The sequence below is a fragment of the Novosphingobium oxfordense genome (genome assembly GCF_044029435.1).
Taxonomy (GTDB): domain Bacteria; phylum Pseudomonadota; class Alphaproteobacteria; order Sphingomonadales; family Sphingomonadaceae; genus Novosphingobium.
In genome coordinates this window covers 252,074-267,333 of record NZ_CP147005.1, presented here as the reverse complement: position 1 = coordinate 267,333, position 15,260 = coordinate 252,074, and the positions used below count along the sequence as shown (strand labels likewise).

General features: G+C 65.4%; 15 protein-coding genes. 2 read left to right on the top strand and 13 right to left on the bottom strand.

All coding sequences use genetic code 11. The annotated features are described in order from the left end of the window. Nucleotides 1-3: 3 nt before the first annotated feature. The 4 genes from truB to WBP07_RS01240 form a co-directional block, all read right to left on the bottom strand. The gene (gene truB, locus WBP07_RS01255) at nucleotides 4-1,050 is read right to left on the bottom strand and encodes a tRNA pseudouridine(55) synthase TruB (RefSeq protein ID WP_395393686.1); all 1,047 of its coding nucleotides are present in this window, start codon (nucleotides 1,048-1,050) and stop codon (nucleotides 4-6) included. Between the two features lie 57 nt (nucleotides 1,051-1,107). Next, nucleotides 1,108-1,779, bottom strand: a complete 672-nt coding sequence (locus tag WBP07_RS01250; RefSeq protein ID WP_395393684.1) for a site-2 protease family protein — start codon at nucleotides 1,777-1,779, stop codon at nucleotides 1,108-1,110. 162 nt (nucleotides 1,780-1,941) lie between these two features. After that, complete coding sequence (locus WBP07_RS01245) at nucleotides 1,942-2,862, bottom strand: hypothetical protein (protein ID WP_395393682.1); 921 nt, start codon at nucleotides 2,860-2,862, stop codon at nucleotides 1,942-1,944. Nucleotides 2,863-3,173: 311 nt separating this feature from the next. Next, nucleotides 3,174-3,767, bottom strand: coding sequence for a thymidine kinase (locus WBP07_RS01240; protein WP_395393680.1), 594 nt, complete (start codon nucleotides 3,765-3,767; stop codon nucleotides 3,174-3,176). A 155-nt stretch (nucleotides 3,768-3,922) separates the two neighbouring features. Here WBP07_RS01240 and WBP07_RS01235 point away from each other — a divergent pair, with 155 nt between their 5' ends. Further along, nucleotides 3,923-5,662 (top strand): DUF1963 domain-containing protein, encoded by a 1,740-nt coding sequence (locus tag WBP07_RS01235; protein WP_395393678.1) that lies wholly within the window; start codon nucleotides 3,923-3,925, stop codon nucleotides 5,660-5,662. Nucleotides 5,663-5,708: 46 nt separating this feature from the next. Here the strand turns inward: WBP07_RS01235 and rbfA are convergent, their stop codons facing one another. Then, nucleotides 5,709-6,104, bottom strand: a complete 396-nt coding sequence (gene rbfA / locus WBP07_RS01230; RefSeq protein WP_395393675.1) for a 30S ribosome-binding factor RbfA — start codon at nucleotides 6,102-6,104, stop codon at nucleotides 5,709-5,711. Nucleotides 6,105-6,217: 113 nt separating this feature from the next. Here rbfA and WBP07_RS01225 point away from each other — a divergent pair, with 113 nt between their 5' ends. Further along, on the top strand, nucleotides 6,218-6,538 hold the full coding sequence (locus WBP07_RS01225) for an RcnB family protein (protein WP_395393672.1): 321 nt from the start codon (nucleotides 6,218-6,220) through the stop codon (nucleotides 6,536-6,538). Nucleotides 6,539-6,604: 66 nt separating this feature from the next. Here WBP07_RS01225 and WBP07_RS01220 read toward each other — a convergent pair whose 3' ends face one another. The 8 genes from WBP07_RS01220 to WBP07_RS01185 form a co-directional block, all read right to left on the bottom strand. Then, complete coding sequence (locus WBP07_RS01220; RefSeq protein ID WP_395393671.1) at nucleotides 6,605-7,135, bottom strand: DUF1697 domain-containing protein; 531 nt, start codon at nucleotides 7,133-7,135, stop codon at nucleotides 6,605-6,607. Nucleotides 7,136-7,605: 470 nt separating this feature from the next. Next, a complete protein-coding gene (gene infB, locus WBP07_RS01215) occupies nucleotides 7,606-10,422 on the bottom strand; it encodes a translation initiation factor IF-2 (RefSeq protein ID WP_395393669.1) in 2,817 nt (938 codons plus the stop codon). A 23-nt stretch (nucleotides 10,423-10,445) separates the two neighbouring features. Then, nucleotides 10,446-11,174, bottom strand: coding sequence for a DUF448 domain-containing protein (locus WBP07_RS01210; RefSeq protein WP_395393667.1), 729 nt, complete (start codon nucleotides 11,172-11,174; stop codon nucleotides 10,446-10,448). Beyond that, on the bottom strand, nucleotides 11,155-12,786 hold the full coding sequence (gene nusA / locus WBP07_RS01205; protein ID WP_395393666.1) for a transcription termination factor NusA: 1,632 nt from the start codon (nucleotides 12,784-12,786) through the stop codon (nucleotides 11,155-11,157). Before nusA ends, WBP07_RS01210 begins: the two co-directional genes overlap by 20 nt. A 3-nt stretch (nucleotides 12,787-12,789) precedes the next feature. After that, nucleotides 12,790-13,350, bottom strand: coding sequence for a ribosome maturation protein RimP (gene rimP / locus WBP07_RS01200; RefSeq protein ID WP_395393664.1), 561 nt, complete (start codon nucleotides 13,348-13,350; stop codon nucleotides 12,790-12,792). Between the two features lie 610 nt (nucleotides 13,351-13,960). Further along, a complete protein-coding gene (locus WBP07_RS01195; protein ID WP_395393662.1) occupies nucleotides 13,961-14,323 on the bottom strand; it encodes a JAB domain-containing protein in 363 nt (120 codons plus the stop codon). Next, entirely contained in the window at nucleotides 14,320-14,823 is a 504-nt protein-coding gene (locus WBP07_RS01190) for a hypothetical protein (RefSeq protein ID WP_395393659.1), read from the bottom strand. The genes WBP07_RS01195 and WBP07_RS01190 overlap by 4 nt, the downstream gene beginning before the upstream one ends. Before the next feature lie 20 nt (nucleotides 14,824-14,843). Next, nucleotides 14,844-15,173 (bottom strand): hypothetical protein, encoded by a 330-nt coding sequence (locus WBP07_RS01185; protein ID WP_395393657.1) that lies wholly within the window; start codon nucleotides 15,171-15,173, stop codon nucleotides 14,844-14,846. Between the last annotated feature and the right edge of the window lie 87 nt (nucleotides 15,174-15,260).

Genomic DNA, 15,260 nt, shown 5'->3' with positions numbered 1-15,260 from the left:
ACTTTACTCCGCGACATCCGATAGGTTGAACCCCCTGACGACGCGGGCTTCTCCGCCCGAAAGCTCCATCAGCGCGACGGGAATGGTTCCCTCTCGCGCCCAGTAGAGCCCGTCTTCATGGGGCAGTTCGGTCAGAACGCGGCCCTGACGGACCGCCCTTGCCTGCTCCGAACCGAGGTCGATGGCCGGGATGTCGTCCAGCCCCACCTCCAGTGGCAAGAGTATCTGTTCAAGCGGTGCGCCCTTGCCGATTTCGTTCAATTTGTCCAGCGAAATCGCGTGAGACAGGTCGAACGGACCGGCCTGTATACGGCGCAACATGCTCACCGTTCCGCAGGTTCCAAGCGCCTTTGCGATGTCCCGTGCGAGGGAGCGGATATAAGTGCCTTTGGAGACATGGGCTTGGAGGGTCACTTCCGCCAGGTCCTCCCCGGCACGGGGAGGGGAACCGCCCGCAGGGTGGTGGAGGGGAGTCGCGTCCTCCTCCAATGTCGCCTCTGGCCGCGAGTCCCCTCCACCACCTCCGGTGGTCCCCCTCCCCGTCCCGGGGAGGACCTGCAATTCGAAGATCGTCACATTGCGCGACTTCAGCTCCACGTCCTGCCCGGCGCGCGCGAGGTCGTAGGCGCGTTCGCCATCGACCTTCAGCGCCGAGTAGATCGGCGGCACTTGCGCGATCGGGCCGGTGAAGCGCGGCAACACCGCCTCCACCTGTTCCGAAGTCGGCCGCACGTCGCTGGTCGCGATCACCTTGCCCTCAAGGTCGAGCGTGTCGGTCTCCTCGCCGAAGCGCACGGTGAAGAGGTAAGTTTTGCTGGCATCGAGCATGCGCCCGGTCAGCTTGGTAGCCTCTCCCAGCGCGACGGGCAGGATGCCGGTGGCCAAGGGGTCGAGCGTGCCGCCATGGCCGACCTTCACCTTCTTGCCGTAGCCGGCCTCGCGCAAGTTGCGCTTTACGGCGGCGACGGCCTGTGTGGAGCCAAGGCCCAGCGGCTTGTCGAGGATGATCCAGCCATGGGGCGCCGGGCGGGTTGCGGGAGTGGAAGTCATGCCCTCCCCCAAGTCGCGCAGCGCCGGTTTGTCAACTTCGCTGCGGTTTCCGAACGCTCAAACCCCGGCGACCAGCTTGGCCAGTGCATAATAGTGCTCGCTCATCCAGAGCACCGGCGGTTGCACCAGCCTGTCCACCAATCCCCATTGCGGGAAGAAATAGGGCACGACCAACAGCAACATGATTAACAGCGGGAACCCGTAAGGCCGCAGCTTGGAATAACTATCCGCCAAGCCTTGAGGCAGCAGCCCCTCGATGATGTGCGATCCATCGAAGGGCGGGATCGGCAGCAGATTAAAGAGCGCCAGGAACACATTGATCTTGATAAAGTAGTAGAAGCTCATCGCCGCGAAGTCTGGCACTCCGACTACACGCCCCGACAAACCCCACAGCACCGCGCCGATGGCGGCCAACACGAGATTGCTGGCGGGACCGGCCGCCGCCACCACCATCATCCCCCGGCGCGGATCGCGCAGACGCCAGCGATTGACCGGCACCGGCTTGGCCCAGCCGAAGATCGGTCCCCCGGCCAGAGCCAGCGATCCGGGCAAGATCAGCGTGCCGAATGGATCGACATGACGCAGCGGATTGAGCGAAAGCCGCCGCTTCTCCAGCGCGGTGGGATCGCCGAGCGCAAGGGCCGTCCAGCCATGCGCCACCTCATGAAAGACGATGGCAAGGATAAGGGGAATGATAAGCGCCGCAGCTTGCAGCAGGGTCTGGTTCATGCCGCCGATCTAGGGAGTGGAACGGCTCATCGCAATGAGGCCGGGCCAATTCCGCGCATCCGCACTTGCGACACTCATTCAGCGGATACCGATCGCGCCCCTCTCCCTCGCAATGACGAAGGTGTTTGGGATTTGCCGGCGGCACTTGCGACACCACCTGCCTCAAACAGGATAGCCGAGGTCCTCCAACGGCAAGTCCCGCAGTTCCATCAGACGCCGGTTGCTCTCCGGATAGTGCGCGGCAATCCGCTCACGCAGGCGCGGAGAGAGGCGCGCGGGGCGGTCGGCGATCATCGGCATCCGCCCGGCCAGCCACTTGGCACCGTGACGCAATGCCTGCCCACCCGGCAGGTCGACGATATGATCCTTGTTCGCCACCGACTGCCGCGTGAACAGGTTCACCCCGCGCATCATCGCTAGCCCCGCCGTGCCCAGCGAAGTATTCGCACGCGATCCCTCGGGCGGCAGGTCCTCGATCGAGAGACCCAGGTCCTGCTGCATCCGCTCGATCAGGGCATTGCGATCGCGCAACCACTCGTAGGGATAGACGTGGACGTGCTCCCGCCCGAACAGATCGTCGTAATGGGCGACGAGGCGGTCGTATTCGAAATGCTCGAACTCGAAGACCGGCGCCTTCCACGGCCGCGTCAGCGCGCCGCGCACCATCCGCGCCGTCTCGAAATAGCGATGCTGACCCCAGGTGCCGCCGCCGGAGACATATTGCGCATAAGTGGCGCGGCAGATCTCGAACTGGTTGCGGATGAAGATCACGATATGCGCGTCTGGCAGCACAGCCTTGATGCGCCGCGCGACTTCCGGGGCGAGGAAGCCGTGCAGCCCGCCGTTGTGGAGATAGCCGGAGAGGTTCTCTTCGCTCAGCAGCACCGGCCGATTGCGCCCGCGCAGCGAGAGTACTTCGCTCGCCTGCCGGGGGCAGAAATGCATGCCTGCGGGCTTCAGGAAAGCGTCCTGCACCGTCTGGCGCGGCAGGTAATCGTGGCTGGTGGCGTTAGGGAACAGTTTCTGCTGCAGCCAGGTCGTGGCCGTCTTGTGATATCCCAGATGTACTATCGCATTCTGCATTTCGACCCGTCTGCACCCGTTGTCGCACTGCCAACGAATGGACGACACAAGAGTTGCCGACGAATTTCGCGCAGTTTGCGGCAAGATGACAGCCGCCCGCGAGGAAGCGACCGGGAGATGGGGTGGTTTGAGAGAGCCTGAGGATCGCGGGCGGAGCCAGCCTTCAGCACCACGCTTTCATGGCAACCCAAGCGCCGCCCGGTCACTTCGTCGCCCCCGCGAAGGCAGGGGCCCCGCTTTCTTGAGGCCCGCGAAAAGCACACCGTCATTCCCCTATGCCGGAATGAATGCGGAGCGATCGCCCGGACTACCTAAATCCCCAACGATTCCGAAAAGTGCCGGCGGCACAGCGCCACATAACGGTCGTTACCGCCGATCTCGGTCTGCAGCCCCTCGCGCACACCGGCGCCGGAGGCATCGACCCGCAAGTTCATCGTCGCTTTGCGGCCGCAGTGGCACACCGCCTTCAACTCGATCAGCGCATCGGCAATCCCCAGCAGCACGGCGGACCCGGGAAACAGTTCCCCCCGGAAATCGGTGCGCAGGCCGTAGCAGACCACCGGAATGTCATGCCGGTCGGCAATCCGCGCGCATTGCCAGACCTGTTCGGGAGTAAGGAACTGCGCCTCGTCGATCAGCACGCAGGCCAGCGGTTCCACCGCGTGGACGGCGTTCACCCGTGCGACAAGGTCGGTCCCCGTCGTAAAGCGATGCGCGGCGGCGTGAAGGCCGATGCGGCTTTCGATCGCGTGATCGTCCCCGCTTTCACCACTACCACGGTCATCCAGCGCAGCGGTCCACAGCATCGTGCGCATACCGCGTTCGTGGTAGTTGAAGTTCGCCTGAAGCAAGGTTGCCGACTTTCCGGCATTCATGCTGGCATAGTAAAAATAGAGTTTAGCCATCAAACTGGGGATAACATGCCCACTTGCCCTCCGCACGGGCATGAGTTGCGTTTGTCCCCGCTTGAATGGAAGCGGGCAAGGTTCTCTAAGACAGTATGGCGACAACTCGAAGCTGACGGTGGCCGAGGCTGGGTTGGCCCATGCTGGAGGTGGTGATGAGGAGATGGATCGCCGTCTTCGCGGTCTTCGCACTGACCGCGATCGTTGCTGGCTACGTCGCACTGTTCCCATTCGCATCGCAGGGCTCGCCAGTCTTGCGCCCAACGCTGGAAACGCTGGATCAAACGGCCGCGCGCGTCGTGGCCTTGGGCGGACGCGGGCCCGCCGTGATCGTGCCGCTGGCAGCCGGTGCCGTGCTGGCGCTGTTGCTGGCCGTGGTGGGACGCGGCGGCACGCAGGCGGAGCTTGCTCCGGCCGGCGGTGGCATTCCGGTGCGGGGCGGTTCCTCGCAACAGGGTGCGTCGCGGCAGGGCCGTCGTCGCAAGCTGGTCCATCCCGATCCCGAACTGGTCTGGCGCCCCGAACCCGATCCGGTTGCGCCGGACATGGACCATGTTCCCGGCCTGCCGCGCGAACACGCGCAGGAAGATCTGCTGGTGGCGGAAGCGAACTATCCGGCAGAGCCTGAGCCGGATCCCGAACTGCTGGTTGAAACGGCCCGATCCGGGCCGCGCCACCCGCCGGTGGTGCTGGTACGCCACCCGCGCGAGCGCGACACCGACGAACAGACATGGTTCGACAGCGCAAGCTGGCTCGGCGGTCTGCCCCGGCTGGGAGACCGCGCCTGGCCGCAGGACGAAGCCGGCCCCCTGCCCTTCGCCGCGCAGATCGACCTTGCCGAACTGGCGGCCGCCTTCCCGGAAAGCCCGCTGCCGCTATCGGGCACGCTCGCGTTCTTCCTGGGCAGCGGCGCGGTGATCGAAGTGCCGGAGGCGAACCACCCGTTCACCGCCCCGCCCGCCGATCTGCCCCCCGCTTTCGACGAAGGCGGCTATCCGCTGCCCGAACATCCGTCCCGGTTGTCGCGGCCGTACTTCCCGTTCTGGCCGGTGCGCCCGCTGGCCGTGGAATTGCCGGAGCCCGTTGAAAGCCACGATGCGCGCGCGCTTGAAGCGGCGGAAGCGGCATGGCTCGATGCCCGCGTGAAGACGCGCGACGGTGCCTACGCCGCAAACGAACCCAACGCGCGGCTGTGGTGGCACGGCGTCGTTCATCTTGCCGATTGCCTCCACGTCGCCATGGATGGCGCGGCGCGGCAGGTGGCGATGGAGCAGGACCGGCTGGACGAAGCGCAGGCCCGCCTCAAGGATCTGGCGGCACAACCCAATGCCGCCCCGGCCGACATCGATGAGGCCCACGCCGCCCTCGCCACCAGCGAGGCGGAACTGCCCGCGCTGGAAGCCGAACAGGGCGAACTGGGCCGGATGATCGACGCCATGGAGGGCTTCGTGGCCGGACGCGATCTCTGGGCTCCGTTGAGCACCGAAGAGATGGAGGTGATGGAAGAAGTGCTCGCACAGATCCATCACGACTGCGGCCGTCTGGTGCGCTTCTACGTCCCGCAGACGCTTGGCGCGCTGGCCACGATCTCGCTGCGCGCCATGGTCACCGGCGACGCCGGCACTTTCGCGCAAGTTCCCGATGCCGAACTGGCCCGGATCAATGGCGAGCACTTGCTGGCGATCGGCCACCAGCACCAGTTGTTCGGGACCGGCGCGCCGAGCGGGGCATCCGGGCACCATCCTGCCGACGACGTGCTGCTGCTCCAGCTGGGCTGCGACGATCTGGTGGAATGGAACTGGGGCGAAAGCGGCCTGTTTCAGTTCCGCATCGCCCCAGAGGACCTTGCCGCCGCGCGTTGGGACCGCGTTACGCTGACCTTCGAGCCGGGCTAGATACCTTCGCGGGTATCATCCGGCCATCCGGGCCCGCGAAAACGGCTTACTCGTCCTCAAGGTCGCGCTGCACGCGCGGATCGTTGAGCAGAGCATCGATCCGGCTGGCCTCGTCGAAAGTCTCGTCCGAACGGAAGCGGATCTTGGCGGCGAACCGCAGCTTCAGGCGCTGGGCGACCTCGCGCTGGAAGAACGCCGTATTGGTGCGCAGTGCCTTCAGCACCGCTTCCTCGTCGACGCCCAGCAGCGGCTTCACATAGACGGTGGCCTGCCGCAAATCGGGCGTCATGCGCACTTCGGTGACCGAGACCGTGTGCCCGGTCAGGGTCTCATCATGGACCTGCTGACGGGCAAGGATTTCGGAAATGACGTGGCGCACCTGCTCACCCACCTTCAGGAGGCGGACGGAGTGCTGCTCGGGCGTGATCTGCTGACGGGACATGACGACCTCCATGTGGGCCCCGCGCGACAATTTGCAACAATTGATTACGGCACCCCCCGCCGATCCTGTGGTTAAGGCAGGCATTCCCCCCAATGCTTCAAGGAGCTGACTTAATGCGCAAGTTCACCGCCACCCTGCTCGCCGCAGCGCTTTTCGTGCCCGGTTTCGCAGCGCCCGCGATGGCGGCTCCCGATCATCGTCAGCCGCAGGGCCACTCGGCCCCCGCCAAGAAGCAGGCCCCCCACCGCTTTCAGAAGGGCGAACGGTTCGACCGCACCCGCGCCACGAACTACCAGACCGTCGACTATCGCAAGTACCGTAACGTGAAGGCCCCGCCGAAGGGCTATCACTACGTCCGTTCGGGCAACGACATGCTGCTGGTCGGCATCACCAGCGGCATCGTCGCCGCGGTGACCATGAACATGTTCCACTGATCCTTCAGCGGATCGGCATTGCGAAGGGGCGGTACATGCGCGGCATGTGCCGCCCCTTTTTGCATCTCACATCTTGGCCGAAATGCGCGCCAGAGAGCGGACGTTGCGCGCAGTGCCCCGGCAGCCGAGGCGCTTGGCGATAAAGTCCATCGTCAGCAGGCTCTCGGCCGGCGGACGGGCATAGTCCACGAAAAGACAGCGCTGGCCCAGCGCGAGCTGCTCGCCGCCCAGCTTGCCGTGATCGGCCACAAGCCGGCCGAACTGCTGCGCCGTCGGCTGGCGTTCCAGCAACACGGTATGGACGAAGGTATCCTCGCTGCCGACGAAAGGGTTCTCCTCCACCGCCGCGCGGATCTCGTCGCGATTGCGCACGGCCACGAAGGCGGTCATGTCGAACCGGTCGCGCATCAGGTAGGCGAGCAATTCCTCCAGCCCGTCGCTCGGCCGATCCTCGTATTCGAACAGGACGTTGCCGCTGGAGATCACCGTTTCGGCATTCTCCAATTCCTCTCGCGCGAAGGCATAGCGCAAGTCCGCCATCGACAGGCGATCGCCGCCCACGATCAGAGATTCGAAAAAGGCGCAGTATCGAGTCATCTTGAAATTTCCGGCCTTGGGGGATGAAAACGCGCTGTCACGGTTGAGATTTTCAAATCGCCGCCAGGGCCCGGATGCTGCAACATCCGGGCTCGACGTCTTTTTGGGCCTCATATTTATCGGAAGCCAGCGCCGCAACGCCAGCCTCCTCACCCTCACTTGCGGGTCAACTCGATAAGCTTCACCACAAGTCTCAGCAGCGCGACAAGGAATGTCGCCCCGCCGATCACCAGAAACATCCCGGTTTCAATGCTCAAATAGCATCTCCTGCCCTGCCGTCGCTGGTTGCGAGCCGGAGGCACAGGCGCCGCAATTCCGGGGCATGTGATTAAGATTATGAGGCTTTCGTGCGCGAGCGCGATCCGGGATTAAGGTATCACACGCGAAACGGCAGACGGCCACCGCCGGGTTTCCCCGACGATGGCCGTCTGCCGTTTCGGTGCCTGAAGGGCCATCGGCCCCGGCCGCTATCAGCCCAGCGTACGCTCGCGGTGGCTGACTTCGAAGACTTCCAGGTGGTCGCCCGCCTTGATGTCGTTCGTGTCGGCCAGAACCACGCCGCATTCCAGACCGGCGCGCACTTCGTCCACGTCGTCCTTGAACCGGCGCAGCGAGGAGATCGTCGTTGCCGAAACGATGACGTCGTTGCGGGTAAGACGGGCGCTGAGACCCTTGCGGATGTAGCCTTCGACCACCAGCAGACCTGCCGCCTTGTCGCGCTTGCCGGCCGGGAAGACCTGCTTGACTTCGGCGCGGCCGACGACGGTTTCGATCCGTTCGGGGCCCCAGATGCCGGCCATCTGCTTCGCGACCTCTGCGGTCAGCTCGTAGATGACGTCGTAGTACATCATCGGCGTCTTGGTCTTCGCGATCTGCTCGCGCGCCTTGGCGTTCGGGCGGACGTTGAAGCCGACGATCGGCGCACCCGAGGCCGAAGCAAGGGCAACGTCGGTCTCGGTGATGGCGCCGACGCCCGACTGCAGGATGCGGACCTTGATCTCGTCGTTCGACAGGGCGTGGAGCGCCGTGTTGATCGCTTCCACCGAACCCTGCACGTCCGCCTTGACCACGATCGGGTACTCGATGACGTTCTGCTTGGCCGCCAGGGCCGAGAACATCGTGTCGATGCTGGCGGGCGCGATCGCGGTGCGCTTGGCGGTCGCCTGTTCCTGACGGTAGGCCGAAACCTCGCGGGCACGCTGTTCGCTTTCGACGACGGTCAGCTTGTCACCGGCCATCGGCACGCCGCCGATACCCAGCACTTCCACCGGCATCGAAGGCGGCGCGGCCTTCACCTGGCGGCCCTTGTCGTCCAGCATGGCGCGCACGCGGCCGCTTTCGGTGCCGACGACCAGGATGTCGCCCACCTTCAGGGTGCCGCGGTTGACCAGCACGGTCGCCAGCGGGCCCTTGCCCTTGTCGAGCTTGGCCTCGATCACGGTCGCCTCGGCCTCGCGGTCGGGGTTGGCGCGCAGTTCCATCAGTTCGGCCTGGAGCAGGATCTTCTCGATCAGTTCGTCCAGACCGGCGCCGGTCTTGGCCGAGACTTCCACGTCCTGCACGTCGCCCGACATCGCCTCGACGACGATCTCATGCTCCAGCAGGCGCTCGCGAACGCGCTGGGCGTTGGCTTCGTGCTTGTCGATCTTGTTGATCGCCACGATCATGGGAACGCCGGCGGCCTTGGTGTGATTGATGGCCTCGATCGTCTGCGGCATGATGCCGTCGTCGGCGGCGACCACCAGGATCACGATGTCGGTCACGTTGGCACCGCGCATACGCATCTGCGTGAAGGCGGCGTGGCCCGGCGTATCAAGGAAGGTGACGAGATCGCCGTTCTTGGTCTTGATCTGGTAGGCGCCCATGTGCTGCGTGATGCCGCCGGCTTCGCCCTTCACCACGTCGGTGCCGCGCAGGGCATCGAGCAGCGAGGTCTTGCCGTGGTCGACGTGGCCCATGATGGCGACGACCGGGGGACGCGGCTTCAGCGTCGCTTCGGCATCGACGTCGGTCGAGGTGTCGATATCGACGTCGCTTTCGGACACGCGCTGGATGTTGTGGCCGAATTCGGTGACGAGCAGTTCGGCGGTATCCTGGTCGATCGTCTGGTTGACGGTGACCATCATGCCCATCTTGAACATCGCCTTCACCAGGTCGGCGCCCTTTTCGGCCATGCGGTTCGCCAGTTCCTGGACAGTGATCGCCTCGGGGACGACCACGTCGCGGACCTGCTTCTCACGCTGCTGCGACTGGCCGCCGAAGTGCGCGCGACGCTCCTTCTCGCGGGCGCGCTTTAGCGCGGCCAGCGAACGGGCGCGTGCGCCCTCATCGTCGTTGAGCGCACGGTTGACCGTGAGCTTGCCCGACTGGCGGCGATCGCCGCCCTTGCGGTCGCGATCCGGCGTGCTGCGCGAAGGCGCCGGTGCCGGCGTGCTCTTCTTCACACCGGCCGGGCCCTTGGGCGCGGCAGCCGAAGCAGTCGCCGTGCCGGCAGCAGTGGCGTTGCCACCCGAAGCGGCTTCGGTGCGGCGCGGTTCGGGGCGCTGCACAGGCGTGAAGCGGCGCGGCGCAGGCGCGGGAGCCGGCGCCGCAGCAACCGGGGCCGGAGCCGCCGGAGCGGGTGCGGCAGCGACAGGCGCAGCGGCCGGAGCGGCAGCAGCCGGTGCCTCTGCCACGGGGGCAGGCGCGGCAGCCTCAGGCGCGGCGGGCGCTTCGGGCTCGGCCGCAGGGGCCGGTGCCGATGACGATGCCGGGGCCGGAGCCGTTTCGGGCGCGACGCTCGCGGCAGCGGCTTCCTCGGCCGCACGGGCCTTGGCAGCTTCTTCCTCGACGCGCTTGCTTTCCTGGGCGCGGTTGTCCTCGGCGCGGCGCTTCTCTTCTTCGAGAGCGCGCAGCTTCTCTTCCTGCTCGCGGCGGTTGGCTTCTTCCAGCGCGGCGAAGCGCGCAGCCTCAGCCTCGCGCTGCAGGCGCGCAACGCGTTCCTGCGGCGTTTCGCCCGGGATGAAGGTGGGCTTAGGGGCCGGCGGCGGCGAAGCAGGCTGCGGGGCAGCCTTCTGCGGCGCCGGCGCTGCGGCCTGCGGTGCCGGTGCCGGTGCCGCTTCCGGAGCGGCGTGTTCGGCCGCGCCTTCGGAACCGGGCTTGCCGATCAGGCGCTTCTTCTTCACCTCGACCACCACCTTGTTGGTGCGGCCGTGGCTGAAGGTCTGCTTGACCTCACCCGCTTCCACTGAGCGCTTCAGCCCAAGCGGCTTGCGGCCCAGGGTCGGTTTGTTGTCGGTCTCGCTCATATCTCTCGTTTTGCCCTTCGGTCTCAATTCGTCGTCGCGGAGGCGGCAGCTTGTGCCGGCCCCGGGCCACTAACCATATCGCCCCCGGCCGCATCGGCGCGGGGTTGCCCCTGGAAATGCAGGAGGCGCTGCAACTGCGCCGCGACTCGGTTGGCCGAGCCGCGATCGTTGAGCGCCAGGTGAACGACGTTGTCGCGGCCCAATGCCACAGACAGCGTCTCCCGGTCCAGTGGCAAGCGTGTGCCCTTGAGACCGCTTCCTTCCGCCTCGCTCCCGACTCTCCAGGCCTGGTCGAGCTTTCGCGAGCCGTCTTCGCTCGCATCGGCGGCATGGGCAAGCCACGTGACCCGGCCCTCACGCGCGTTCTGCGCGATGCGGTCCGAGCCCATGAGCAGCTTGCCCGATTTCAGTTCGAGACCCAGCCGATCGGTCAGCGCGCGAATCAGCGCCTGTTCGATCCTGTCGGCAAGGTCTTCGGGAATGGTGAGTTGTGCGCCCTTATAGGCGCGCGCCATCGCTCCCTTTAATTTGCCCTTCGTCAGGGCATTTTCAAGGGTCTCGCGTGAAACGCCGATCCACGCGCCGCGCCCGGGGGCACGCGCGTGGACGTCGGGAAGGACCAGACCGTCCGGCGAAATCGCCAGACGGATCAGGTCTTCACGCGCACCGACCTTGCCGGAGAGGATGCAGGTCCTCTCCGGGCCGGAGCCGTCGATGTCGGAGCTTACGCGCTCATTGCGAGGATTCCGCATCGGCGGCCTCCTCAGCTTGATGGCCTGCTTCCGGTTCGTCTTCGAACCAGTGGGCACGGGCGGCCATGATGATCTCGTTGCCCTGTTCTTCGTTCAGGCCGTACTCGCCGAGCACGCCACCCTTGTCTTCGTCGCGCGCACGCTTGTTCACCGAACCGTCGCGGCGGCGCTGCTCGGTGCGCTTCTTGGCGATCAGCTCGTCGGTGGCGAGGTCCGCCAGATCGTCGAGCGTCTTGATCCCGGCCTTGCCGAGCACGACCAGCATCGCTTCGGTCAGGTGCGGCAGGTCGGCCAGTGCGTCCTCGACACCGAGAGCGCGGCGTTCCTCGCGGCTCGCTTCCTCGCGGCGCTCAAGCGCTTCGTGGGCACGGCTCTGGAGTTCTTCGGCCAGTTCCTCGTCGAAACCTTCGATCGCGGCCAGTTCGGAAACGTCGATATAGGCCACTTCCTCCAGCTCGCTGAAGCCTTCGGCCACCAGCAGCTGCGAGAGCGTCTCGTCGACGTCCAGCTCTTCCTCGAACATCTTCGAGCGCTCGGAGAATTCCTTCTGGCGCTTCTCCGAAGCCTCGGCCTCGGTCATGATGTCGATCTGCGAGCCGGTCAGCTGCGAGGCAAGGCGCACGTTCTGGCCACGGCGACCGATCGCCAGCGAGAGCTGGTCATCGGGCACGACGACTTCGATGCGGCTTTCTTCCTCGTCGATGACGACGCGCGAAACGGTCGCGGGCTGAAGCGCGTTGACCACGAACGTCGCGGTGTCTTCGCTCCAGGGAATGATGTCGATCTTCTCGCCCTGCATTTCCTGCACGACGGCCTGCACGCGGCTGCCCTTCATGCCGACGCAGGCGCCGACCGGGTCGATCGAGTGATCGTGGCTGATCACGCCGATCTTCGCGCGCGAGCCCGGATCGCGGGCAGCGGCCTTGATCTCGATCACGCCGTCGTAGATTTCGGGCACTTCCTGCGCGAACAGCTTCTTCATGAAGTCCGGATGGGCGCGGGAAAGGAAGATCTGCGGACCGCGGTTCTGACGCTCGACACGCAGGACCAGCGCACGCACGCGCTCGCCGACGCGGGCGGCTTCGCGGGGGATCTGCTGGTCGCGGCGGATCACGCCCTCGGCGCGGCCGAGGTTGACGATCACGTGGCCGAATTCGACCGACTTGATCACGCCGGTGATGATCTCACCCACGCGGTCCTTGAATTCTTCGTACTGACGGTCACGCTCGGCATCGCGGACCTTCTGGAAGATCACCTGCTTGGCCGACTGCGCGTCGATGCGGCCGAGGTCCACCGGGGGCAGCGGATCGACGATGAAGTCGCCGATCGCGGCACCCTTCTGCAGCTTGTCGGCCTGCTTGAGATCGACCTGCTTGAAGTAGTCCTCGACATGCTCGACCACCTCGACGACGCGCCACAGGCGCAGGTCGCCGGTCCGCGGATCGAGCTTGGCGCGAATGTCGTTCTCGGCGCCGTAACGGTTACGGGCCGACTTCTGGATGGCTTCCTCCATCGCCTCGATGACGATCGACTTGTCGATCATCTTCTCCGAAGCGACGGAATTCGCGATTGCAAGCAGCTCGGCGCGGTTGGCGGAAATCGCACTGGCCATGGCTTAGTCTTCCTGTTCCTCGACGATCTCGTCGGCCCCGCTGTCATCCAGCGGGCGGGTTGCGGCGATCAGCTTGTCCGTGAGGACCAGCCTTGCGGAATGAATGTCGCCGAGTGGGAAAGTCACCCGGCCGGACTTCTTGTCGTCAACCGTGACCTGATCGCCGTCGAGGCCGACCAGTTCGCCGGTCAGACCCTTGCGATTGCCTTCCACGGGCACCGTCAGGTTCACCTTGACCTCATGCCCGGCCCAGTTGGCATAGTCCTTCGGGCGGGTGAGCGGACGATCGATGCCGGGCGAGCTGACTTCGAGACGATAGGCCTCTTCGATCAGCGTTTCGCCGGCTTCTTCCAGCGCGTCCATACGGTCGGAAATGCGGTGCGACAGCTTCACGCAGTCATCCAGCACGAGCTGGCCGGTCGCCGGGTTTTCGGCCATGATCTGCAAGGCGATCTCATCGTCGCCCACTTCGCTCTTGCCGAAGATCCGCACGCGCACGAGATCGAAGCCGAGGGCGGTGACCTCCGGTTCGATGACTTCAGTAAGGCGTGCGATGTCGGCCAAGCCGTATTCTCCGAATCGATTCGTTGCTCTGCAACCGGACACTTGGGGCAACGCAGTTTCGCGCCGGCCCCTTCCGGCGCCAGCCCGAACCTTGTTTCACCAATGTCGGGATGAGGCGCAGATAAGCGCATTGCCGGGAAAAGGCAAGGGGGAGAGTCTTTGATTAGGTGCGCTTGTCACATCCGTGACGAGCTTGCAGCAGAGTCCCTTGTCCGACCTCACGGTCGGGCAAAACGGGCGGATGCCCGTTTTGAGCGGCACCGGCATGAGTTTTTTGTCGGGTGCGCCTTCGACATCCGTCGAAGGCTTGCGGCACCAGCCCGCTCCCCCACCCGACCTCCCATCCAAGATACACTGTTGTGGGAGGTCGGGTGGGGGGAGCGGGCTGGTGCCGCCGAAACGGGCGAATGCCCGTTTCGCCAGACCGTGAGGTCGGACAAGGGACTCTACCGCAAGGTGCAGGCGGATGCCTGCACCGCACCGGGCGTGAGCCCGGACAAAATCAGTGCAGGCCGGGCGGGATGGTGTGGGGGGGGTGGGGCCCACCCGGCCTGCGTTCGACGACGGAGGGAGTGCCGCCGAACCTCGTCACGGTGATCCGAAGGACTGATCAGGCGGGCTGGGCTTGTGCCGTCTCCGCGATCAGTCCGGCCTGGCGCATGCTTGCAACACTGCGCCCGCCGATCACCAGATGGTCGTACAATTCGAGGTCCACGGCCCGGCACACCGCCGCCAGTTGCCTGGTTGCGATCACATCGGCCCGACTGGGCCGATGGCTGCCGGAAGGATGGTTGTGCGCAAGCACGATACCCACCGCATCACGCTCCAGCGCGCGATGCACAAGCATCCGGTAACTGCCGCTGATGGAATCGACGCCGCCGGCGATGCAAACCGCCTCTCCGGCCAGCCGCCCTTCGCGATCGAAGGGTAATTCCACCAGGATCTCCCGGCCAAGCCGGCCGAGCTGGATCACCAGTGTTTCGAGTAGTTGGCGTGAAAGCGGTCTGACCCGGCAGCACCCCGGGACCAGTCCTGCCAGGAGCGATCGCTGCCATCGCGACGCAGGCGCCGCAGGTGCAATATCGTTCCAAGGATCAGCGCCAGGAGCGCGAAGCCGGTCGGCGTTCCACGCATCACCGCATAGACCAGCGGGGGAATCCCCAGATCCGCCCACCGCGCGAAATGCGCGCTCAGGCTCAGCAGTTGCAGGGAGGTTGCCCATAGCGGCCAGATCCTCAGGGCCTGAAGGGCAAGCCAGCCGAAGCCGAGCGTGCCCACCAGATCGGTCAACAATGAAAAGGGATCGACTCGCCGGAAGCCACTGGGAAGGACAACTTCCGCCAAGGCCGCTATGCCGAGCATCGTCAGGATGACGACGGCGCCCCACCGTTCGGGGGCACCGCCTTTCCACAACGCAAGACCGACCGAGACGATCAGGAGCAGGAAGAACACCAGTTGTTCGGTATTGATCACGCCTGCCCCTCCTTCCGGGCTTATGCGGCGACCGCAGCGTCCATGGTCGCAGGCTCATCCGCGACGCGGGCCTGATCGGGGCAGCGGATCGGAATGTCCATGGTTTCCGCAACCTTGGTGAGATCGCGATGCGCCTTCACGAGTTCGAGACGGGCATCCATAAGCGTGCGCTGCACATTGGCAACACGCGCCATCGGCTGGTGCACCAGACGGGCAGCCTCTTCGGTGGCGACGCGGGCGCGGGCGATTTCCGCCAGCAGTTCGCCCGCCTTGGCGAGCAGTTCGTCCATGTCGTCTTCAACCGAACGGATGCTACGGGTGATGCGCAGGCCGGCAATTTCTGGTGTCATGGCTTCGATTCCCTGTTGCGCCCCGTTCCAGCGGGATGCGCCTGAAGTAAGGTCCGAAGGCTTCAGGACAGAAAATCGCCCGAAAAG